Source organism: Streptomyces luteosporeus (assembly GCF_039532865.1).
Taxonomy (GTDB): domain Bacteria; phylum Actinomycetota; class Actinomycetes; order Streptomycetales; family Streptomycetaceae; genus Streptomyces; species Streptomyces luteosporeus.
In genome coordinates this window covers 33,149-53,984 of sequence record NZ_BAAASL010000026.1, presented here as the reverse complement: position 1 = coordinate 53,984, position 20,836 = coordinate 33,149, and the positions used below count along the sequence as shown (strand labels likewise).

The window sequence follows — 20,836 nt, the reverse complement described above, 5'->3', positions numbered from 1 at the left end:
CTCAACCCCGAAACCGTCGTCCTACAGGGCGCACATTGCACGGGTGCTGCTGCCGAACGGCGCAGCTCCAGTCGACAGGACGACGGGAAGAGATGTCTGTCAGGGAAGATGGCAATAAGTCCGGCGAGGTTGCTTCGCGTTCGAAGTGGCTCACGGGGCTTGCGCGAATCGTGAAGGGCCCGAAGCCCGAGAACGTACCCGCCGTCGTGGGCACGATCGCGGCGCTCATCGGCCTCGCCGACGTCGCGGCCGGAGTCATCCCCCGGTGGCGCTGGAGCAAGGTGCACGCCCTCGCCGAGGTGCTGCCGGGCACGGTGACCCAGCTGGCCGCCGCCGGGTCGATCATCGTCGGCATCCTGCTGCTGATGCTGGCCCACGGCCTGAAGCGGGCCAAGAAGCGGGCCTGGATGGCCGCCGTGGTCCTGCTGCCCATCGGTGCCGCGGCCCAGCTGATCTACCGCCACTCCAGGATCGGCACGATCCTCTCGCTGCTGCTCTTCGTCTACCTGCTGCGGCACAAGAAGGCGTTCGACGCGCTGCCGGACTCGCGCAGCCGCTGGAAGGCGCTCGCCAACCTGATCGTCATGGGTGGCGTCAGCTTCGCCCTCGGCTGGGTGATCGTCGGCTCGCACGCCAACCAGATGGTCGGCGACCCGCCGGTGCTGGAGCAGATCGAGCACGTCGTGTGGGGTCTGTTCGGCTTCGAGGGCTCCGTTCGCTACACCGGCGGCACCGACTACGTCGTCGGCTACTCGCTGGGCGCCCTCGGCCTGCTGACCGTGCTCTCCACCGCGTACCTGCTCTTCCGGCCCGAGTACCCGGCCCCGCTGCTGACCGAGCAGGACGAGGACCGGCTGCGCGAGCTGCTGGCCAAGCACGGTGCCCGCGACTCCCTCGGCCACTTCGCGCTGCGCCGCGACAAGAGCGTGGTCTTCTCGCCGTCCGGCAAGGCCGCCGTCTCCTATCGCGTCGTCTCCGGCGTGATGCTCGCCAGTGGTGACCCCATCGGTGACGTCGAGGCGTGGCCCGGCGCGATCGAGAAGTTCATGGAGCTGGCCAAGCGCCACTCCTGGACCCCCGCCGTCGCCGGCTGCAGCCAGACCGGTGGCGAGGTGTGGACGCGAGAGACCGGCCTGGACGCCCTGGAGATGGGCGACGAGGCCATCGTCGAGGTCGCCGACTTCAGCCTGAGCGGCCGCTCCATGCGCAACGTCCGCCAGATGGTCAAGCGGATCGAGCGCAACGGCTACACCACCAAGGTGCGCCGCGTGGGCGACCTGAACCCCGAGGAGCTCGCCGCCGTCCAGAAGGCCGCCAACGCCTGGCGCGACACCGAGGACGAGCGCGGCTTCTCCATGGCCCTGGGCCGCATCGGCGACCCCAAGGACCTGGACGCGATCATCGCCACCGCCCACAAGGACCCGGAGGAGGGCGAGGACCTGCCCTTCGGCGACCTGCGGGCCATGCAGCACTACGTCCCCTGGGGCCCGGACGGCAGCTCCCTGGAGCTCATGCGCCGCGACCGCAGCGCCGACCCCGGCATGAACGAGCTGCTGATCGTCGCCTTCCTGCAGGCCGCGCCGGAGCTGGGCATCAAGCGCATGTCGCTGAACTTCGCCTTCTTCCGCTCCGCCCTGGAGCGCGGCGGCAAGCTGGGCGCCGGCCCGGTCGTCCGCATCCAGCGCGCGGTGCTGATCTTCCTGTCGCGCTGGTTCCAGATCGAGTCGCTGTACAAGTTCAACGAGAAGTTCCGCCCGATCTGGGAGCCCCGCTTCGTGGTCTTCCCCAACAGCCGCGACCTGCCGCGCATCGGCTTCGCCATGATGCAGGCCGAGGGCTTCCTGGAGCTGCCGCGCCTGCTGCGCCGCCGCCCGGCCGACCCCTCGGTGATCATGGACGACGAGGAAACCGTCGAGCAGAGCGAGGTCACGCGCGCGGCCTGACCGCAGCCGGCCCCGTGGGCCCCCGCACCGGACACCGTCCGGGCGGGGGCCCACGCTTTTCCCGTGCCCTTCGCCTTCCCGTGCCCTCGCTTTTCCCGTGCCCCCGGGCGGGCGGTGAACGGGGCGCTCCCACGCCCTAGGCTGGTTGGTATGAGTACGTTGCGCGGCCGTGTGGGGCCGGTCGGACTGCCCGAGTGGGACCGCTGTGCCGTGATGGGCGTCGTGAACGTCACGCCCGATTCGTTCTCGGACGGCGGCCACTGGTTCGACACCGCCCTGGCGGTCAAGCGGGGCCTGGAGCTCGCCGCGGCCGGCGCCGACCTCGTCGACGTGGGCGGCGAGTCCACCCGTCCCGGTGCGACGCGGATCGACGAGGACGAGGAGCTGCGCCGGGTGATCCCGGTCGTCCGCGAGCTGGCCGGCGAGGGCATCGTCGTCTCCGTGGACACCATGCGCGCCGCCGTCGCCGAGGCCGCCGTCGAGGCCGGCGCGGCGCTCGTCAACGACGTCAGCGGGGGCCTGGCCGACCCGGCCATGGTGCCGGTGGTCGCCGACGCCCGGGTGCCGTTCGTGGTCATGCACTGGCGCGGCTTCAGCGCCGACATGAACAGCCGGGCCGTCTACGGCCCGGACGTCGCCGGCGAGGTGATCGACGAGCTGCGGCAGCGGCTGGACGCCGTCGTCGCCGGCGGCGTCGAGCCCGAGCGCATCGTCCTCGACCCGGGCCTGGGCTTCGCCAAGAACGCCGAGCACGACCTGGCCCTGGTCGCCGGGCTGCGCAGGTTCCGCCGGGAGCTCGACGACCTGCCGGTGCTGGTCGCGGCCTCCCGCAAGCGCTTCCTCGGCCGGGTGCTGGCCGGCCCCGGGGGCGAGCCGCCGCCGGCCCGCGAGCGGGACGGCGCCACTGCCGCCGTCTCGGCCCTCGCCGCCCGCGACGGCGCCTGGGCGGTACGGGTGCACGAGGTGCGGGCCAGCGCCGACGCCGTGCGCGTGGTCGCCGCCGTCACCGGTGCCGCGGCGGCCGAGGGGGCGGTGTGAGCACCGCCCGTACCGAGAGCGAGCGGGTCGAGCTGGCCAACACCGCGCTGTACGAGGCGGTCGAGCGCGGCGACACCGCGGCCATGGAACAGCTGTGGCTGAACGAGCCCGGCGCCGAGGTCTCCTGCGTGCACCCCGGCTGGCCGGTGCTGCGCGGCCGCAGCGAGGTCCTGCGCTCGTACGCCCTGATCATGGCGAGCACGGACTACATCCAGTTCTTCCTGACGGACGTGGAGGTCTCCGTCACCGGCGACACCGCCCTGGTGACCTGCACGGAGAACATCCTCAGCGGCGCCCCCGCCGAGAACGAGGGCGAGCTCGGCCCGCTGGTCGGCCAGCTGGTCGTGGCCACCAACGTCTTCCGGCGCACGGCCGGCGGCGAGTGGAAGGTGTGGTCCCACCACGGCTCGCCGGTGCTGGCGGGCGAGGAGGACGAGGAGGACGACGGGGACGAATCGCCCTGACCCGGGCGGGCTGACCCGTCGGGGTGATGTGGCGTACGACACGTCCCCCGCACGGGTATGTCACCCCTGGCCGGACCACCCCGCAGGCGCGTCGGCCCAGGCCGGGGGTGGAAAGGCGGGGACGGGGCGGAGGGCGAGGGAGGTGCCTAGCACCGCCCGGAAGTCCTGTCCATAGCACCCGAGGACCGGCCGTGTCGGTGCCCGCAGGTAGATTCGAAGTGGGCCACCCGGCGGCCGCCTGCCGCGCCGGGCCCGTACCGACGACCAGCAGGAGTGATTCGTGTGGATCGTGTCGCGCTGCGCGGCTTGAAGGCTCGCGGCCACCACGGGGTGTTCCCGCGGGAGCGCGAGGAGGGCCAGACCTTCATCGTGGACCTGGTGCTGAGCCTGGACACCCGGCCCGCCGCGGCCGGCGACGACCTCACGAAGACCGTGCACTACGGCATCGTGGCCGAGGAGGTCGTGGGCATCGTGGAGGGCGAGCCCGTCGACCTCATCGAGACCCTCGCCGAGCGCATCGCCCAGCAGTGCCTCAAGCACGAGCCCGTGCAGCAGGTCGAGGTCGTCGTGCACAAGCCGGACGCCCCCATCACCGTTCCCTTCGACGACGTGACCGTCACGATCACCCGGAGCCGAGTATGAGCAGCAGCGACCCGACCGTGCAGCCGGTGCCCGCCTCCGTGGTGGAACAGGTGGACGCCGCAGACGTCACCCTGCACAACCCCAAGCGCGCCGTGATCTCCATCGGCAGCAACCTGGGCAACCGCCTGGAGACCCTCCAGGGCGCCATCGACGCCCTGGAGGACACCCCCGGCCTGCGCGTCAAAGCCGTCTCCCACGTCTACGAGACCGAGCCGTGGGGCGTCGAGGCGGGCTCCCAGCCGTCGTACTTCAACGCCGTCGTGCTGGTGAAGACCACCCTTCCGCCGGACTCCCTGCTGGAGCGCGGTCACGCGATCGAGGAGGCCTTCGAGCGGGTGCGGGACGAGCGCTGGGGCCCGCGCACCCTGGACGTCGACATCGTCACCTACCAGGACGTCGTCTCCGACGACCCGCGACTCACCCTGCCCCACCCGCGTGCCCACGAGCGTGCCTTCGTCCTCGTCCCGTGGTACGACGTGGACCCCGAGGCCGTCGTCCCGGGCCACGGCGCACTGGCCGACCTGCTGACGACGGTCGGCAAGGAAGGCGTGTCCGTCCGGACCGACCTGGAACTCCGCCTGCCCGAGTAGCCGTTGGGCGGGTGGCGGCGAGCGACAAAAAACAGAGGGGCGACAGCCACGTGAAACAACTGCGGATCGGGATGCTGGCAGGGCTGTTCGCCGTGGCCGGGGTGCTGTCCTGGGCGGCGGCCCGGCTGTGGGACTCCTTCGGCACGCTGCCCAGCGTGCCCGTGGCCGCGCCCATCGTGCTGGCCGTCATCGCCGTCGTCCTCTTCGCCACCGGCCTCTCGCTCCGGGCACGCCTGCGCGCCCAGCGCGAGCGCCGCCCCGGCGCCAAGGGCGTCGACCCGCTCCTGGCGGCGCGAGCCGTCGTCTTCGGCCAGGCGAGCGCCCTGGTCGCGGCTCTGGTGGCCGGCATGTACGGCGGCGTCGGCGTCTTCCTCCTCATGGACGGCCTCGATGTCCCCGTCCGCCGCGACCAGGCCATCTACGCCGGCGCCTCGGTCCTGGCCGGCGCCTGCGTGGTGGCAGCGGCCTTCTTCATGGAACGCGTCTGCCGCCTCCCGGAAGACGACGACGAAGACGGCACGGGCGCTACGCGGGCGTAGCGCGCTGCTTACGCACCACTGACGGTGCGCACCTCCGCGTCCCCACCCACCGAGCGCCGCAACGCCGCATGCAGTCCCCCAGGCGTGAGCACGCCCAAGAAGTGATCCACCCCCTCCCCATCGACCACCGCAATCCACCCCGCATCGTGCTGCAGCATCGTGCTGAACGCCTGCTTCAGTGACGCCCCCAGCGGCAGCCAGGCATCCATCCGCCGCGCCACGTCCCGCACGACTCCGCCGCCCGTGGCCACGGAGTCGGCCGAGATCCACCCGTGCAGCCGGTCCGCGTCGTCGAGGACGACGGCCCACCGGGCCCCGTCGGCCGTCAGCCGCTCCGCGGCGTCGGCCAGCCGGTCGTCGAGGTGCACGACCGGCGGCTGTTCCAGGTCGCCCGCCTCGATCGGCGTGACCGACAACCGCTTGAGCCCCCGGTCGGCGCCCACGAAGTCCGCGACGTACGGCGTGGCGGGGGCGCCCAGCACCGCGGCCGGTACGTCGAACTGTTCGATGCGCCCGTTCCCGTACACCGCGATGCGGTCGCCGAGCCGTACGGCTTCCTCGATGTCGTGCGTCACGAACAGCACCGTCTTGCGCACCTGCGACTGCAGTCGCAGGAATTCGGACTGCAGTCGTTCCCGCACGACGGGGTCGACGGCTCCGAAGGGTTCGTCCATCAGGAGGACGGGCGGGTCGGCGGCGAGGGCCCGGGCCACGCCGACGCGCTGACGCTGTCCGCCGGAGAGCTGTTCGGGGTAGCGGTCGCCGTGGCGGGCGGGGTCCAGCCCCACGAGCTCCAGCAGTTCGGCGGCCCGTGCGCGGGCCTTCTTGCGCGACCAGCCCAGCAGGTGCGGCACGGTGGCCGTGTTGTCGAGCACGGTCTTGTGGGGGAAGAGGCCGACCTGCTGGATGACGTATCCGATGCGCCGGCGCAGTTCGACGGGGTCGACGTCGGCGATGTCCCGGCCGTCGACGAGGATGCGGCCGCTGGTGGGTTCGATCAGCCGGTTGACCATCTTCATGGTCGTGGTCTTGCCGCAGCCGGACGGTCCGACGAGCGTGACCAGCTCCCCTTCCGCGACCTCGAAGGAGAGGTCGTCGACGGCGGTCGTGCCATCGGCGTAGCGCTTGGTGACGTGCTCGAAGCGGATCATGGTTCCCCATTGTTGCCCGGTTGGCTGCCCGTCGGCCGTCGGGACGGCCTTCGAACATGTTGCCGTTGAATGACTGCCGGAGGCGAATGTCAGTGCGCCGGGTTAGGGTCGCTGGTAACCGACCGTGAAAGCCGAGGGGGAGGTGAGGGCACGGATGGCCGGTCAGAACTGCCTGATCGCCAACGACTGGGTCTGCGGGGAGTACGTCCGCACGCGCGGCACGGAGCTGACGGAGGCGACCCTCCAGCACATCGGCATCACTCTTTCGTCCGTGCTGATCGGCCTGTTCGTGGCCTTCCCGCTGGCGCTGCTGGCCCGCAGGTGGCGGGGGTTCGCGGCGCCGGTGCTGGGGGCGACCACGATCCTGTACACGGTGCCCTCGCTGGCGATGTTCTCTTTGCTGGTGCCGGTGTTCGGGCTCTCGGCGGCGGTGGTGGTCACCGGTCTGGTGCTGTATTCGCTGACGATCCTGGTGCGCAACATACTCGCCGGCCTCGCGTCCGTCCCGGAGGAGGCGCGGGAGGCGGCGCGGGGCATGGGGTTCGGTCCGGCCCGGCTGCTGTTCCAGGTCGAACTGCCCCTGTCCGTACCGGCGCTGATGGCGGGTCTGAGGATCGCCACGGTCTCGACCGTCTCGCTGACGACGGTGGGCGCCATCATCGGGTACGGCGGCCTGGGCAACCTCATCTACGAGGGCATGCACAGCTACTTCAAGGCGCAGGTGCTGACGGCATCCGTGCTGTGCGTCCTGCTGGCCGTGGTGGCGGACGTGGCACTGCTGGGCGTCCAGCGGCTGCTGACGCCGTGGGCCCGGGCGGGAGCGCGCCCGAAGAAGCGGGTGTTCGCGCGGCGCCCGGCGAAGGACCTGCCAGGTGAGGCGGTGGCCTGATGGACGTCCTGGGGCGTACGTGGGAGTGGCTGAGCACCTCTGCCCACTGGTCCGGCACGGACGGGGTGTGGCGCCGGCTCGGTGAGCACCTCTTCCTCACCGTCGTCTGCCTGCTGATCTCGTGCGCGATAGCGCTGCCCGTCGCCCTGCTGCTCGGCCACCTGGGCAAGGGCGGCGCGCTGGCCGTCAACATCTCCAACGTGGGCCGTGCGGTACCGACTTTCGCGGTGCTGGTGCTGTTGCTGCTCAGCCCGCTCGGTACGCACGGATCCTGGCCGACGGTCATCGCGCTCGTGCTGTTCGCGATACCCCCGGTGCTCACCAACGCCTACGTGGGCATGCGCGGTGTCGACCGGGGGACGGTGGAGGCCGCGCGCGGCATGGGAATGACGGGTCGTCAGGTGATGGCGCGCGTCGAGCTGCCGCTGGCCTTCCCGTTGATCATGACCGGCATCCGGTCCGCCGCCGTGCAGGTCGTGGCCACGACGACGCTGGCGGCGCTGCCCGGCGGCGGCGGGCTCGGCCGCATCATCACGGCCGGCTTCCGGCTCACCGACACCGCCCAGGTGGTGGCGGGCGCCCTGCTGGTGGCGGTGCTGGCGCTGGCGGTCGAGGGGGCGTTCGTGCTGCTGCAGCGGTTGCTGGACCCGATGCGCGGGCAGGTGGCGACCGCACGCGCATGACGAGCGAACCAATCGGACGGATGGAGTCACCTATGCCCAGGACAACGCTGCCGTTGCTGCCGGGAACGGCGCGCCGGGCGCGCCGCGCCCGCGCCCTGCTGGCGGCCGCCGGCGTCGCGGCCCTGACCGCGGGGCTCGCCGGGTGCGGCGGCGACAGCCTGGAGAAGTCCGGCGGGGCGGGTGGCTCCGGCGCCGGCTCGGGGGAGAAGTCCCTGGTCATCGGCTCCGCATCCTTCACCGAATCGAAGGTTCTGGCGGAGATATACGCGGGGCTGCTGAAGAACGCCGGATATTCCACGACGGTGCACACCGTCGATGCGCGCGAGCTGTACGAGCCGGCGCTGGAGCGGGGCGAGATCGACGTCGTCCCGGAGTACGCGGCGACGCTCACCGAATTCCTCAACAAGAAGCAGAACGGCAAGGACGCCCCGCAGGTGGCCTCCTCCGGTCCGGAGGCCACGGTGAAGGCACTGCGGAAACTCGCCGAGCCGCGCGGGCTGAAGGTGCTCGAACCGGGCCGGGCGGTCGACCAGAACGCCTTCGCCGTTACCGGCGAGTTCGCAAACGAACACCACCTCAAGACGCTTTCCGACCTCGGAAAGTCGAAGCAGCAGGTCAAGCTGGCCGCGGGCGACGAATGCCGGGAGCGGCCCTTCTGCCGGCCCGGGCTGGAGAAGACCTACGGCATCGAGGTTTCCGGCATCGTGCCGCTGGAGGTCGGCAGCCCCCAGGCCAAGCAGGCGGTCAAGGACGGCAAGGCGCAGCTGCTCCTGACCACCACCACCGACGCCACCCTCCAGCAGTTCGGGCTGGTGCTCCTCGAAGACGACAAGAAGCTGCAGAACTCCGACAACGTGCTGCCCGTGGTGAATGCCAAGAAGGCCGGCTCGGAGAAGATCACGGAAGCGCTGGAACGCCTCAACAGGGTCCTGACCACGGCCGATCTCACCGAACTCAACAAGAAGGTCGACGCCGAGCGGCTCAAGCCCGCCGATGTCGCCGCGCAGTACCTCAAGGAGAAGAAGCTCCTGACGAAGTGACGGGTTCATCTGACGGCGAGCAAGTGACGGCGTGGACGGCGTAGGGGAGAAGTAAGATCAAGGGAAGAGTTTGGTGGCGGGGTCACACTCCCGAGGCAACGCACGGTAAGTTTCAGGCCATGCCACGAGGACGCCATCGCCATTCCGCACCCCTGCACCGGCTTCTTCCCCCGCTGTCGGTCGCCGCGACATCCGTCGCGTGCGCCGCCGGTGCCCTGGTGGTGGGCGAGCCGCTCGTCATACGCGCCCTGGCCGCGGCCTCCGCGGCCGCGGCCGTCGTCGGCTCGGTGATGATGCGCCGCTGGGACCGCGCGGCCGGCAAGCGCGTCGCCCAGCTCTCCGCCGCCCGCACCCGGGACGAGTGGAAGACCGAGGAGCGCATCGCCGAGCTGGAGACGGACCTCGAGGAGACCCGGCTGGCCCGCACCAGGGTCGAGGTCAAGCTCCGCAACAAGCGCGCCGAGCTCGCCCGCCTCCGCACCGAGCACGCCGACCTGCTGCGCCGTTACGCCACCGCCGAGACCGAGCGGGCCAGCGCCCTGGAGGGCCGCCGCCTGCTGGAGAAGGGCGCCGGGGCGAAGCCCGCGGCACCGGGCGAGGCCAAGGCCCTGCCCCCGGCCGGAATCGGCCCCGACGCCTACCGGCGGGCCGCCGACGCCCTGCGCACCCTGGAGCGCAAGGCCGAGGCCACGGCCGCGGCGAAGGCCGCCGAGGAAGCCGCCGCGGCGAAGGCCGCCGCGGAGAACGCCGGGAAGAACGCCGGGAAGAAGCAGAAGCCGGCCGCCGCCAAGAAGACCGCGAAGGCCGACGCAGCCCCGCCGGTGCCGGCCGCACGCCGAAAGGTGGCCCGCACCCAGGGCGGCTTCGACTTCTTCGGCAACGCGAAGAAGGACAAGCCGGTGGACGAGCAGGACCTGGCCGACGTGGTCGGCGAGGAGGCCCTCGCCGAGGCCGCCGGCGTCGACGAGGACGGCAAGGTCATAGACCTCACCGCCCACGACGAGACCGAGCAGATCGACGTGGCCGAGCTGCGCACCGCGATCTCCTGACCGCGATCTCCTGACGGAGCCCCGGCCGGGGACGTCTGCTTGCCGACGTCTACTTGTCGATGTCGCCGACGACGAAGAACAGCGATCCCAGGATCGCCACCATGTCCGCGACCAGCGTCCCCGGCAGCAGCTCCACCAGCGCCTGGATGTTGTTGAAGGACGCCGACCGCAGCTTCAGCCGGTACGGCGTCTTCTCGCCCTTGGACACCAGGTAGTAGCCGTTGAGCCCCAGGGGGTTCTCCGTCCACACGTACGTCGAGCCCTCCGGCGCCTTGAGCACCTTGGGCAGCCGCTGGTTGATGGGGCCCGGGGGCAGCTCCGCCAGCCGGCCCAGGCAGGCGTCCGCCAGCTCCAGCGCGTTGTGCGTCTGCTCCAGCAGGCACTCGAAGCGCGCCAGGCAGTCGCCCTCCTGCCGGGTGACGACCTTCAGCACGTCGCCCAGCTCGCCGTAGGCCAGGTACGGCTCGTCACGGCGCAGGTCGAAGTCGACGCCGGAGGCCCGGGCGATCGGCCCGCTCACCCCGTAGGCGTGCACCGTCTCCGGCGCCAGCACGCCCACCCCGCGCGTACGGCCGCGGAAGATCTCGTTGCCGAGCACCAGGCGGTCGTAGACGTCCATCCGGGAGCGCACCTCGGCCACCGCGTGCCGGGCCCGGCCGAGCCAGCCGGCCGGCAGGTCCTCCTTCAGGCCGCCGACCCGGTTGAACATGTAGTGCATCCGGCCGCCGGAGACCTCCTCCATGACCGTCTGCAGCTCCTCGCGCTCGCGGAACGCGTGGAAGACGGGCGTGATCCCGCCGAGCTCCAGCGGATAGGAGCCGAGGAACATCAGATGGTTGAGCACCCGGTTCAGCTCGGCCAGCAGGGTGCGCGTCCACACCGCGCGCTCGGGCACCTCCATGCCCAGCATCCGCTCGACGGCGATGACCACGCCCAGCTCGTTGGAGAACGCCGACAGCCAGTCGTGACGGTTGGCGAGCATGACGATCTGCCGGTAGTCGCGGGCCTCGAAGAGCTTCTCCGCCCCCCGGTGCATGTAGCCGATCACCGGCTCCGCCGAGATGATCCGCTCGCCGTCCAGGACGAGGCGCAGCCGCAGCACGCCATGGGTGGACGGGTGCTGAGGCCCGATGTTGAGCACCATGTCGGTGCTCTCCGCCGCGCCGCCGATGCCGACTGTCGTCTCCGTCATGGGAACAGTTTCTCAGCCCCGCCGGACGACCCGTCCCGGCCGTCGCCGCCGGGCGCGCCCAGCACCTCGGCCACCACGGGCGCACAGGCGTCACCCACCGGCTGCAGCAGCCAGCCGAAGCCGCCCAGCCCGCCCGGTGCCGTCAGCTCCGCCGCCTCCCCGGCCGTGCCCAGCGCCCGGACATAGGCGGCGGGGTCGGAGGAGGCCAGCGAGAGCGGCGGCCTGCCGCCGTCCATGCCCAGGGCGTGCAGCGCCCGGCGCTGCGTGGTCACCGCGGCGCCCGTGCCGGGCCGGGCCGCGGCACAGGCGTCCAGGGCGACGTGCGCGGTGATGTCGCAGCTGCCGTCCGGCACCGGCCGCACCTCGCGGCCGTCGCGGAAGCCGGCGAGGGTGCCGAAGGGCGGCCGGGTGGCGCGCTCGTGGGCGTAGTCCACGGCGACGGCGAGCCCGGCCCGCAGGCTGCCGACCGCGTGCGCCCAGGCGGCGTCGCGCGGGTGCCCGATCTCCGCCCGGCTCCCGGGCGGCGCGCCCTCCAGCGGCCACCAGCGGGCCAGCCACGCGGCGTCCTCCCCCGCGACCGGCTCGCCCAGCAGCTCCTCACCGTCCTCGCCGACGAACACCCGGCGGGCCCGGCCCGCGCCGTCGGCCTCGGCCACGTCCACCGGAACGTTGTCCAGCCACTCGTTCGCGAACAGCAGCCCTTCGACGCCTTCGGGGACCTTTTCCAGCCAGACGACCCGCGGGTCCAGCCCGGCCGGGCGGTCCGCGATCTCGACCGCGTACGGGCGCAGCCGCGCCGCCAGATCCTGCGGGCACCGCTCCAGCACCGCGCGCACCAGCTCGCCCCGGCCGGCGCCCACATCGGTGAAGGCCAGCTCCGCCGGGTGCCCCAGGGCCGCGTCCACCCGCCGCAGCAGCTCCACGACCGCCCCGGCGAACAGCGGGGAGGCGTGGACCGACGTACGGAAGTGACCCGCCGGCCCCTCGGGGCGCCGGTAGAAGCCTCCGGGGCCGTACAGGGCGGCATCGGCCGCCTCCCGCCAGGTCCGCGTCCCGTCCGGGCCGCTGCTCGCACTTGCCATGTGCCCACGGTAAGCGGGGGCGTGCGGGGGCGACCCTCCACCTTGGGGAGTAGTCGCCCGGGGCATGGATCGCCCCCCGGGCTGACCCGGGCACCAGCTCCGCATGCCTACGCTGGGTGACGTGCAGCGTCTCTACGACTTCCTCCGCAGACACCCCACCTGTGTGGACAGCTTCTGGGCCGTCCTGCTGCTGGGGATGAGCCTGCTGTCTGCGGCGGATGTCAGCGGGGGATCGGTGGTGGTGCCGATGCTCCTTTCCCTGCCGCTGTGCCTCGTCGTGGCGCTGCGCCGCCGTGCCCCGCAGCAGATGCTGCTGCTCGCCACCGCCACCGGCGTGGCCCAGCTCGTGCTGAACCAGCCCGCGGGCGTCGCCGACTTCGCCATGCTCGTGATCGTCTACACCGTGGCGTCCGGGCACGTCCGCTGGGCCTCGCGCTTCGCCCTGGCCGGCAGCTTCGTGGCGGCACCGCTCGCCCAGCTGCGCTGGCCCAACGAGCACAACTCCCTCTCCACCAACCTGCTGGTAACGGTCTTCCTCGCGGTGCCCTTCCTGCTCGCCTGGGTGCTCGGCGACTCGATGCGCACCCGCCGCGCCTACTGGGCGCAGCTGGAGGAGCGCGCGAAGAGGCTGGAGAAGGAGCGCGAGCAGCAGGCGCGGATGGCGGTCACGGCCGAGCGCGCCCGGATCGCCCGCGAGCTGCACGACGTCGTCGCCCACAACGTGTCGGTCATGGTGGTGCAGGCCGACGGCGCGGCGTACGTGCTGGACGCCTCGCCCGATCAGGCGAAACAGGCGCTGTCGACGATCTCCGCCACCGGCCGCCAGGCCCTCGCCGAGATGCGCCGGCTGCTGGGCGTGCTGCGCACCGAGGAGAGCGGCGAGTCCGGCGGCGAGTACGTGCCGCAGCCGGACGTGGAGCGGATCGGCGAGCTGGTGGAGCAGGTCCGCACCGCGGGCCTGCCGGTGGACTTCACGATCGAGGGCGCTCCGCGCCCGCTGCCCAGCGGTGTGGAGCTGACCGCCTACCGCATCGTGCAGGAGGCCCTGACCAACACCCGCAAGCACGGCGGCCCGGACGTGGGCGCCAGCGTGCGGCTGACGTACTTCGACGACGGCCTGGGCCTGCTGGTGGAGGACGACGGCCGGGGCGCGCAGCAGGAGCTGTACGAGGCGGGTGGCGCCGACGGCATGGGCCACGGCCTGATCGGCATGCGCGAGCGCGTCGGCATGGTCGGCGGCACTCTGGACGCGGGGCCCCGCCCGGGCGGTGGCTTCCGCATCAGCGTGCTGCTGCCGATCAGGCCGGGCCGCTGACCCCGCCGCCACCACCATGGAACCCTCCATCGATGAACCCCCGCTCCTGCTCGATCCGTGAACCTGTGAAAGGGAACCCCGCATGGCGATCCGCGTGATGCTCGTCGACGACCAGGTGCTGTTGCGCACCGGATTCCGCATGGTGCTGGCCGCCCAGCCCGACATGGAGGTCGTCGCCGAGGCCGGGGACGGTGCCGAGGCGCTCGAGGTGCTGGCCGGCACCGAGGTGGACGTGGTGCTGATGGACGTCCGCATGCCGCGGCTGGACGGGGTGGAGGCGACCCGCCGCATCTGCGCGCAGGACGATCCGCCCAAGGTGCTGATCCTGACGACCTTCGACCTCGACGAGTACGCCTTCTCCGCCCTCAAGGTCGGGGCCAGCGGCTTCATGCTCAAGGACGTGCCGCCCAACGAGCTGCTGGGCGCCATCCGGGCAGTGCACAGCGGCGACGCGGTGGTCGCGCCGAGCACCACCCGCCGGCTGCTCGACCGCTTCAGCCCGATGCTGCCGAGCACCAGCGCCGAGCCGGTCAGCGCCGAGGTCTCCCGCCTGACCGAGCGGGAGCGCGAGGTCATGCTGCTGGTGGCCCAGGGCCTGTCCAACGGCGAGATCGCCGCCCGCCTGGTGCTGTCCGAGGCGACGGTGAAGACCCATGTCGGCCGGATCCTCACCAAGCTCGGCCTGCGGGACCGCGTGCAGGTCGTGGTGATGGCCTACGAGAGCGGCCTGGTGCGCGCCGGGGGCGGCGCCGCCCAGTAGGGGCCTAGCGGCCCCGTAGGGGCGCGGGGAACTGCGCGATCGGCCACCGACGGCCCGCAGTCGACGCACCGCCCCCAGGGCCCGGGCACCGTACGGCACTCCGTCTGCGGGCGCGTTGTGGCTTGTCGCGCAGTTCCCCGCGCCCCTACGGGGCGCTAACGCAGCACGCCCTCCAGGAAGTCGCTGCCGAGCCGTGCCACCACGGTCAGGTCCAGCTGGTGGAGCACGTACCGGCCGCGGCGCCGGGTGGTCAGCAGCCCCGCCTTCTTCAGCACGGATATGTGCCGCGAGACCTCCGGCGCGCTGATGTCGTGCGCCGTGGCCAGCTCGCCCGTGGTGTACGCGGAGCGGGCCAGGTAGCGGCACATCCGTATGCGCATCGGGTGGGCCAGCGCCTCCAGGCGCAGCTTGAGCAGCTCCAGGGACTCCGGCCCCGGCAGCTCCGCCGCGGCCACGGGGTAGTGGATCACCGGCCGCCAGCCGGGGGCGTGCAGCACCCACACATGGGGCCAGCCGAAGGAGGACGGCACGAAGGTCACGCCCGGGCCGATGGCGGGGTCGACCGCCGTCGTCCGGCCGTTGCCGAGCTTGTCGACGTTGATCCGGCTGCCGTCCTCGGTCAGCGTCACCGCGGGCGAGACCTCCGCGAGGGCCTCGGTCAGGCCCTTGCGGCGCAGCACCTCGGTCTTGTGCCGGGCGTCGGCGGTCAGTTGCACGCGCACCCGCTGCCAGGTGTCGTTGAAGAACGCCTCGGCGCAGTCCTCGAAGAGCCGCCGCAGCCAGGCGCGCACGGCCGGCGGGTCCTCCAGGATCCGGCGGGCGAACTCCACCGCCCGGGGCCCGCGCGCCATGGCGCGCTCCATCGCGTAATGCCGGGCCTCGGCGTCCACCAGGGGAGACGGCCCGGGCCGGCTGTAGCGGCTGGAGCACGAGATCTCCAGTGCGGCGTCGACGAACACCTCGTCGTCGAGCCGGTCGAGCAGGTCCAGGTCCTCGGCGAGGGTGGCGCCGGGCACACCTTGAGTCTGCGGCAGTGCGGCGCACGGCAAGGAGATGTCGGAGAACGTCGAACGCCACAGGAAGTCCGCCTCGCACAGGCGGTCCGCGAGGTCCGGCTTGAGGGCGGAGTTCGTCGCGGTGGTCCAGCCGTGCAGCCCCGGGTGGTGCACCGGCTCGGCCAGCGCGTGCAGGGCGGCGCACAGCTCGGCCAGCGGGGACGGCCGGAAGACCATGCGCTCGGGCGGCAGCCCCGCGATGTCGATCATGACGCTCATGGGCTCATCGTGCCTCTCTCCCGGCGGGCCGGGCCGTCATTTGACGTTCCTTGTCAATCCATGCGCAGCGGCGTCGGGCACGGCCCACCGTGGAGGGCATGAACGTGACCCAGCAGCACCTGCTCGACCTGTACCGCACCGCCTCCCACCAGGAGCCCGCCCCTCCGGCGCCGGGCACCGCCGACCTGCGGACCCTGCGGGAAGTACGCACCTGGTGGCGGTTCCGGGCAGTGGTGGACGAGCGCGTCGCCGCTCACCGCGCCCGCTGGACGGCCCTGTTCTCCCGGCTGCGCCCGGCCACGGCCCCTCGCCTGGCCGCTGCGCCTTCCTCATCCGCCTCCGCCCTCCCGCTCCGGCCGGTCGAGCCGGTCCAGCAGGGCACCGACCGCCTCGCGGACGTCTGCAGCCGTCCAGGCCAGTGCTGAACCGGCCACGGTGACCTCCGTGAACGACAGCCCCGGCACTGCCCCCGGCGCCGGCATCCAGCGGCCGCCGAAGAGGGTCGTACGGGTCTCCTCCGCCAGCCGTGTGCCCGCCGCCGTGAGCGCGTCCGCGTCGTAGGGCAGCCACACCTGGAACCGGTGGGTGTGCGGGACCTCCGGGTGCACCCGCGACCACGGCACCCCGGCCTCGGCGAACCCCTCCTGCAGGGCCTTGGCGACGACCTTGGCGTGCGCCACGTACTCCGGCAGCCGGGGCAGCTCCCGCTCCAGCCCCGCCAGCGCGGACAGCGCCGCCGGCCACTGCTGGAAGACGGTGCCGCCGTAGCGGTGCCGCCAGGTCTTCGCCTCCTCGATCAGCGTCGACGGGCCCGCCAGCGCGGCGCCCGAGATGCCCCCGAGCGACTTGTAGAAGGAGACGTACACCGAGTCGGCCAGGGCCGCTATCTCCTGCAGCCCCACCCCGAAGTGCTCGGTGCACTCCCACAGCCGCGCCCCGTCGAAGTGGACGACCGCCTCCCGCTCCCGGGCGGCCTCGACGACCTCGACCAGCTCCTCCCAGGTCGGCAGCAGGAACCCGGCATCGCGCAGGGGCAGCTCCAGGGTCAGCGTGCCGAAGGGCTCCGCCAGCTCCCGGATCTCCGCCGCCGTCGGCATCCGCGGCTCATCGGTGGTGTGCACCCCGCGCAGGCCGCTGACCTGCACATAGGCGCTGCGCTCGAATCTCTCCAGGTGCGAGAGCGGGTGCAGCGCCACCGTCGGGTTGCCCGTCCGCCCCGCCCAGCAGCGCAGCGCCACCTGCTGGGCCATCGTGCCCGTGGGGAAGAACGCGGCCGCCTCCATGCCGAGCAGCTCGGCGACCCGCTCCTCCAGCCGGGCCACGACACCGTCGCCGTACATGTCGGGCATCGCGTCCATGTCGTACAGCCCCGGCGCCGTCTCGGCCAGCTCGCTCAGGAGCTCGCCCAGGGGCACCCCCATCCGGCCGCCCGACAGCACTCGTTCGGAGCCGCGCAGGGCGGCGATCCTGCGGGCCAAGGTCATTTCGTCGCTCATGGGGCGAGCATGGCCCAGCCCCGGCCGGGCCGCGACGGGATATCCACAGCTCCGGCCTGCAGTACGACAATTTGCCGTGCGGTGTGATGGTGTGCCCGCCCCTGTGGACGGCCGCGAGGGCGCGCGCCACGCCTCGCGTAGCATGACAAAGGAATCGTCCGGTACCCCCGCGGACTGGAACGGAAGGCACCCCGCCGCGTGAACGCACCTCATTCCCCGGACCACCCGGGCCCCCAGGACCGCCCGGCCCGGCTCGCCGTCGGCGTCGTCGGCGCCGGCCGCGTGGGCCCCGCCCTCGCCGCCTCGCTGCAGCTCGCGGGGCACCGCCCGGTCGCGGTCTCGGCGGTCTCGGACGCCTCCCTGCGCCGCGCTGCCACCCTGCTGCCCGACGTCCCCGTCATGGCGCCCGCCGACGTGCTCGCCCACGCCGACCTCGTGCTGCTCACCGTGCCCGACGACGCGCTGCCCGGCCTGGTCGCCGGGCTCGCCGAGACCGGTGCCGTACGTCCCGGCCAGCTCCTGGTGCACACCTCCGGCCGCCACGGCACCGCCGTGCTCGCCCCGGCCACCCGCGCCGGCGCCCTGCCGCTGGCCCTGCACCCGGCCATGACCTTCACCGGCACCCCCGTCGACGTCCAGTGCCTGGCCGGCTGCTCGTTCGGCGTCACGGCCCCCCAGGAGCTGCGGCTGGCGGCGGAGGCCCTCGTCATCGAGATGGGCGGCGAGCCGGAGTGGATCGAGGAATCCGCCCGCCCGCTCTACCACGCGGCCCTGGCCATCGGCGCCAACCACCTGGTCACCCTGGTGGCCCAGTCCATGGAGCTGCTGCGCACCGCGGGCGTCGAGCACCCCGCCCGCATGCTCGGCCCGCTCCTCGGCGCCGCCCTCGACAACGCCCTGCGCAGCGGTGACGCCGCCCTGACCGGCCCCGTCGCGCGCGGCGACGCCGGCACCGTGGCCGCCCACATCGAGCAGCTGCGCACCCACGCGCCCCAGGCCGTCGCCGGGTACCTGGCCATGGCCCGTACGACCGCCGACCGCGCGCTCGCGCACGGCCTGCTCAAACCCGAACTGGCGGAGGACCTGCTCGGCGTCCTCGCGGACGGAGGCAACCAGTGACCACCCGGCTCATCCGCACCGCCGAGGAGCTGCAGGAGCTCCCGAGCGGCGGTCGCCGCGCCGTCGTGATGACCATGGGCGCCCTGCACGAGGGCCACGCCACCTTGATCCGCACCGCGCGCGAGGCCGCCGGCCCCGAGGGCCAGGTCGTCGTCACCGTCTTCGTCAACCCCCTGCAGTTCGGGGCCGGCGAGGACCTCGACCGCTATCCCCGTACCCTCGACGCCGACATGGTCGTCGCCGAGGAGGCCGGCGCCGACCTCGTCCTCGCCCCTTCCGTCGACGAGGTCTACCCCGGCGGCGAGCCCCAGGTGCGCGTCACCGCGGGCCCCATGGGCGAGCGCCTGGAAGGCGCCTCGCGCCCCGGCCACTTCGACGGCATGCTCACCGTCGTCGCCAAGCTCCTGCACCTGACCCGTCCCGACGTCGCCTTCTTCGGCCAGAAGGACGCCCAGCAGCTCGCCCTGATCCGGCGCATGGTGCGCGACCTGAACTTCCCCGTCGAGATCGTCGGCGTGCCCACGGTCCGCGAAGGCGACAACCTCGCGTTGTCGAGCCGCAACCGCTACCTCTCCGAGGCCGACCGGGCCACCGCGCTCGCCCTGTCCAAGGCCCTGTTCGCCGCCCGGGCCGAGGCGCCGCGCGGCGCCGTCCCCGTGCGGCACGCGGCGCAGGAAGTGCTGGAGGAGGCGGCCCGACTGCAGCCGCCCCTGCAGCTGGACTACGTCGCCCTGGTCGACCCGGCCGACTTCACCGACGTCCCCGACGACCACACCGGCGAGGCCGTCCTGGCCGTCGCCGCCAAGGTGGGCACCACCCGCCTGATCGACAACCTCCCCCTGACCCTGGGCGCAACCACGCTGGGAGCGACGCGATGACCGGCATACGACTGACCGCCCCCCGCCCCGGCTGGGCGGTCGACGCCGACGTCGTCGTCATCGGCTCCGGTGTCGCCGGGCTGACCGTCGCGCTGCGCTGCGCCGCCGCGGGCGCCCGGGTCACGGTCGTCACCAAGGCACGCCTGGACGCCGGCTCCACCCGCTGGGCCCAGGGCGGCATAGCCGCCGCGCTCGGCGAGGGCGACACCCCCGAGCAGCACCTCGACGACACGCTGGTCGCCGGCGCCGGGCTGTGCTCCGAGGAGGCCGTGCGCACCCTGGTCACCGAGGGCCCCGAGGCCGTGCGCCGCCTCATCGCCACCGGCGCCTGCTTCGACACCGACGCCGGCACCGGCGAGATCCTGCTGACCCGCGAGGGCGGCCACCACCGCAACCGCATCGCCCACGCCGGCGGCGACGCCACCGGCGCCGAGATCTCCCGCGCCCTGGTCGAGGCCGTGCGCGCCGCGGGCATCGAGACGATCGAGCACGCCCTCGTGCTGGACCTGCTCAAGGACGCCGAGGGCCGCGCGGCCGGCGTCTCCCTGCACGTCATGGGCGAGGGCCAGCACGACGGCGTCGGCGCGGTGCGCGCCCGCTCCGTGGTGCTGGCCACCGGCGGCATGGGCCAGGTGTTCTCCGCGACCACCAACCCGGCGGTCTCCACCGGCGACGGCGTGGCGCTGGCCCTGCGCGCCGGTGCGCAGGTCTCGGACCTGGAGTTCGTGCAGTTCCACCCCACCGTGCTGTGGCTGGGCCCCGACGCGGAGGGCCAGCAGCCGCTGGTCTCCGAGGCGGTGCGCGGCGAGGGCGCCCACCTGGTGGACGCCGACGGCCACCGCTTCATGGTCGGCGCGCACGAGCTGGCCGAGCTCGCCCCGCGCGACATCGTCGCCAAAGGCATCATGCGGCGCATGCAGGAGAAGGGCGCCGAGCACATGTACCTCGACGCCCGCCACTTCGGCGCGCAGAAGTGGGAGCAGCGCTTCCCGACGATCCTCGCCGCCTGCCGCTCGCACGGCATCGACCCGGTCACCCAGCTCGTGCCGGTCGCGCCGGCGGCCCACTACGCCTCCGGCGGGGTGCGCACCGACCTGCACGGCCGTACGACCGTGCCGGGGCTGTACGCGTGCGGCGAGGTCGCCTGCACCGGTGTGCACGGAGCGAACCGCCTGGCGTCGAACTCGCTGCTGGAGGGCCTGGTCTTCGCCGAGCGCATCGCCGACCACATCGGCGACCACATCGGCGGGCGCACCGACGCCCGGCTGCCCGGGGCCCCGCAGCCCGCACCCGCCGCCGAGTCGGCTGTGCAGGGCACAGAGCTGCGGCTCGTCGCGCCCGAGGCCCGTACGGCGATCCAGCGCGCCATGACCCGGGGCGCCGGCGTCCTGCGGTCCGCGGAGTCCCTGACCCGTACGGCCGCCGAGCTCGCCCGCATCCGCGACGGCGTCGACAAGGCCGTCGTCCCGGGCACGGAGGCGTGGGAGACCACCAACCTCCTGCTGGTCTCACAAGTACTTGTCGAAGCCGCGCTGCGCCGCGAGGAGACCCGCGGCTGCCACTGGCGCGAGGACCACCCGGACCGCGACGACGAGCACTCCCGCCGTCACCTGCTCCTGGCCCTGCGCCCGGACCGCACCCTCGCCGTGTCCGCCACGGCAACGGCCGCCTTCCCACCCGTCACTCCTGCCG

Annotated in this window: 20 protein-coding genes and 1 pseudogene; 16 read left to right on the top strand and 5 right to left on the bottom strand. The window is 72.9% G+C overall.

All coding sequences use genetic code 11. The features are described 5' to 3' along the window. Positions 1-92: 92 nt before the first annotated feature. From ABD361_RS27105 to ABD361_RS27080, 6 genes are all read left to right on the top strand, one after another. Entirely contained in the window at positions 93-1,943 is a 1,851-nt protein-coding gene (locus tag ABD361_RS27105) for a phosphatidylglycerol lysyltransferase domain-containing protein (protein WP_344438978.1), read from the top strand. A gap of 150 nt (positions 1,944-2,093) precedes the next feature. Further along, positions 2,094-2,981, top strand: coding sequence for a dihydropteroate synthase (gene folP / locus ABD361_RS27100; RefSeq protein WP_344438976.1), 888 nt, complete (start codon positions 2,094-2,096; stop codon positions 2,979-2,981). Beyond that, positions 2,978-3,445: a nuclear transport factor 2 family protein gene (locus tag ABD361_RS27095; RefSeq protein WP_344438973.1), complete on the top strand. Its 468-nt coding sequence runs from the start codon at positions 2,978-2,980 to the stop codon at positions 3,443-3,445. Before folP ends, ABD361_RS27095 begins: the two co-directional genes overlap by 4 nt. Before the next feature lie 282 nt (positions 3,446-3,727). Beyond that, a complete protein-coding gene (folB, locus tag ABD361_RS27090; protein ID WP_344438971.1) occupies positions 3,728-4,087 on the top strand; it encodes a dihydroneopterin aldolase in 360 nt (119 codons plus the stop codon). Beyond that, entirely contained in the window at positions 4,084-4,677 is a 594-nt protein-coding gene (gene folK, locus ABD361_RS27085) for a 2-amino-4-hydroxy-6-hydroxymethyldihydropteridine diphosphokinase (protein WP_344438969.1), read from the top strand. Before folB ends, folK begins: the two co-directional genes overlap by 4 nt. 50 nt (positions 4,678-4,727) lie before the next feature. After that, on the top strand, positions 4,728-5,216 hold the full coding sequence (locus ABD361_RS27080) for a DUF3180 domain-containing protein (protein WP_344438967.1): 489 nt from the start codon (positions 4,728-4,730) through the stop codon (positions 5,214-5,216). Positions 5,217-5,224: 8 nt separating this feature from the next. On the opposite strand, the gene ABD361_RS27075 is transcribed toward ABD361_RS27080, so the two are convergent. Further along, positions 5,225-6,367 carry an ABC transporter ATP-binding protein gene (locus ABD361_RS27075; protein ID WP_344438965.1) on the bottom strand — a complete coding sequence of 381 codons (1,143 nt, stop codon included), beginning with the start codon at positions 6,365-6,367 and terminating at the stop codon, positions 5,225-5,227. 154 nt (positions 6,368-6,521) lie between these two features. Here ABD361_RS27075 and ABD361_RS27070 point away from each other — a divergent pair, with 154 nt between their 5' ends. The 4 genes from ABD361_RS27070 to ABD361_RS27055 all read left to right on the top strand — a co-directional run bounded on the left by ABD361_RS27070 (position 6,522) and on the right by ABD361_RS27055 (position 10,028). Further along, complete coding sequence (locus ABD361_RS27070; protein ID WP_344438963.1) at positions 6,522-7,256, top strand: ABC transporter permease; 735 nt, start codon at positions 6,522-6,524, stop codon at positions 7,254-7,256. Next, a complete protein-coding gene (locus tag ABD361_RS27065) occupies positions 7,256-7,939 on the top strand; it encodes an ABC transporter permease (RefSeq protein WP_344438961.1) in 684 nt (227 codons plus the stop codon). Before ABD361_RS27070 ends, ABD361_RS27065 begins: the two co-directional genes overlap by 1 nt. Positions 7,940-7,971: 32 nt before the next feature. Beyond that, the gene (locus ABD361_RS27060; RefSeq protein WP_344438959.1) at positions 7,972-8,979 is read left to right on the top strand and encodes an ABC transporter substrate-binding protein; all 1,008 of its coding nucleotides are present in this window, start codon (positions 7,972-7,974) and stop codon (positions 8,977-8,979) included. Positions 8,980-9,098: 119 nt separating this feature from the next. Then, positions 9,099-10,028, top strand: a complete 930-nt coding sequence (locus ABD361_RS27055) for a hypothetical protein (RefSeq protein WP_344438956.1) — start codon at positions 9,099-9,101, stop codon at positions 10,026-10,028. Positions 10,029-10,077: 49 nt separating this feature from the next. Here ABD361_RS27055 and ABD361_RS27050 read toward each other — a convergent pair whose 3' ends face one another. Both ABD361_RS27050 and ABD361_RS27045 read right to left on the bottom strand, forming a co-directional pair. Then, positions 10,078-11,220: an NADH-quinone oxidoreductase subunit D gene (locus ABD361_RS27050; protein WP_344438954.1), complete on the bottom strand. Its 1,143-nt coding sequence runs from the start codon at positions 11,218-11,220 to the stop codon at positions 10,078-10,080. Continuing rightward, a complete protein-coding gene (locus ABD361_RS27045) occupies positions 11,217-12,302 on the bottom strand; it encodes an SAM-dependent methyltransferase (RefSeq protein ID WP_344438952.1) in 1,086 nt (361 codons plus the stop codon). Before ABD361_RS27045 ends, ABD361_RS27050 begins: the two co-directional genes overlap by 4 nt. Before the next feature lie 121 nt (positions 12,303-12,423). On the opposite strand from ABD361_RS27045, the gene ABD361_RS27040 reads away from it, so the two are divergent. Both ABD361_RS27040 and ABD361_RS27035 read left to right on the top strand, forming a co-directional pair. Further along, positions 12,424-13,617 carry a sensor histidine kinase gene (locus tag ABD361_RS27040; protein ID WP_344438950.1) on the top strand — a complete coding sequence of 398 codons (1,194 nt, stop codon included), beginning with the start codon at positions 12,424-12,426 and terminating at the stop codon, positions 13,615-13,617. 82 nt (positions 13,618-13,699) lie between these two features. Continuing rightward, complete coding sequence (locus tag ABD361_RS27035) at positions 13,700-14,377, top strand: response regulator (protein WP_344438948.1); 678 nt, start codon at positions 13,700-13,702, stop codon at positions 14,375-14,377. Between the two features lie 155 nt (positions 14,378-14,532). Here the strand turns inward: ABD361_RS27035 and ABD361_RS27030 are convergent, their stop codons facing one another. Next, positions 14,533-15,651 (bottom strand): DUF5937 family protein, encoded by a 1,119-nt coding sequence (locus tag ABD361_RS27030; RefSeq protein ID WP_344438946.1) that lies wholly within the window; start codon positions 15,649-15,651, stop codon positions 14,533-14,535. Between the two features lie 98 nt (positions 15,652-15,749). Here ABD361_RS27030 and ABD361_RS27025 point away from each other — a divergent pair, with 98 nt between their 5' ends. Further along, positions 15,750-16,076, top strand: coding sequence for a hypothetical protein (locus tag ABD361_RS27025; protein WP_344438944.1), 327 nt, complete (start codon positions 15,750-15,752; stop codon positions 16,074-16,076). Here the strand turns inward: ABD361_RS27025 and ABD361_RS27020 are convergent. Then, positions 15,981-17,147 (bottom strand): threonine aldolase family protein, encoded by a 1,167-nt coding sequence (locus ABD361_RS27020; RefSeq protein ID WP_344438942.1) that lies wholly within the window; start codon positions 17,145-17,147, stop codon positions 15,981-15,983. The two genes, ABD361_RS27025 and ABD361_RS27020, sit on opposite strands and share 96 nt — an antisense overlap. Before the next feature lie 198 nt (positions 17,148-17,345). Here ABD361_RS27020 and ABD361_RS27015 point away from each other — a divergent pair, with 198 nt between their 5' ends. From ABD361_RS27015 to ABD361_RS27005, 3 genes and pseudogenes are all read left to right on the top strand, one after another. Next, positions 17,346-18,266, top strand: coding sequence for a Rossmann-like and DUF2520 domain-containing protein (locus ABD361_RS27015; protein WP_344438940.1), 921 nt, complete (start codon positions 17,346-17,348; stop codon positions 18,264-18,266). Continuing rightward, positions 18,263-19,144 (top strand): pantoate--beta-alanine ligase, encoded by an 882-nt coding sequence (panC, locus tag ABD361_RS27010; protein ID WP_344438937.1) that lies wholly within the window; start codon positions 18,263-18,265, stop codon positions 19,142-19,144. The genes ABD361_RS27015 and panC overlap by 4 nt, the downstream gene beginning before the upstream one ends. Next, positions 19,141-20,835 (top strand): annotated as a pseudogene (locus ABD361_RS27005) (L-aspartate oxidase); the annotation flags it as partial. The gene panC and the pseudogene ABD361_RS27005, both read left to right, overlap by 4 nt. Position 20,836: the final 1 nt, after the last annotated feature.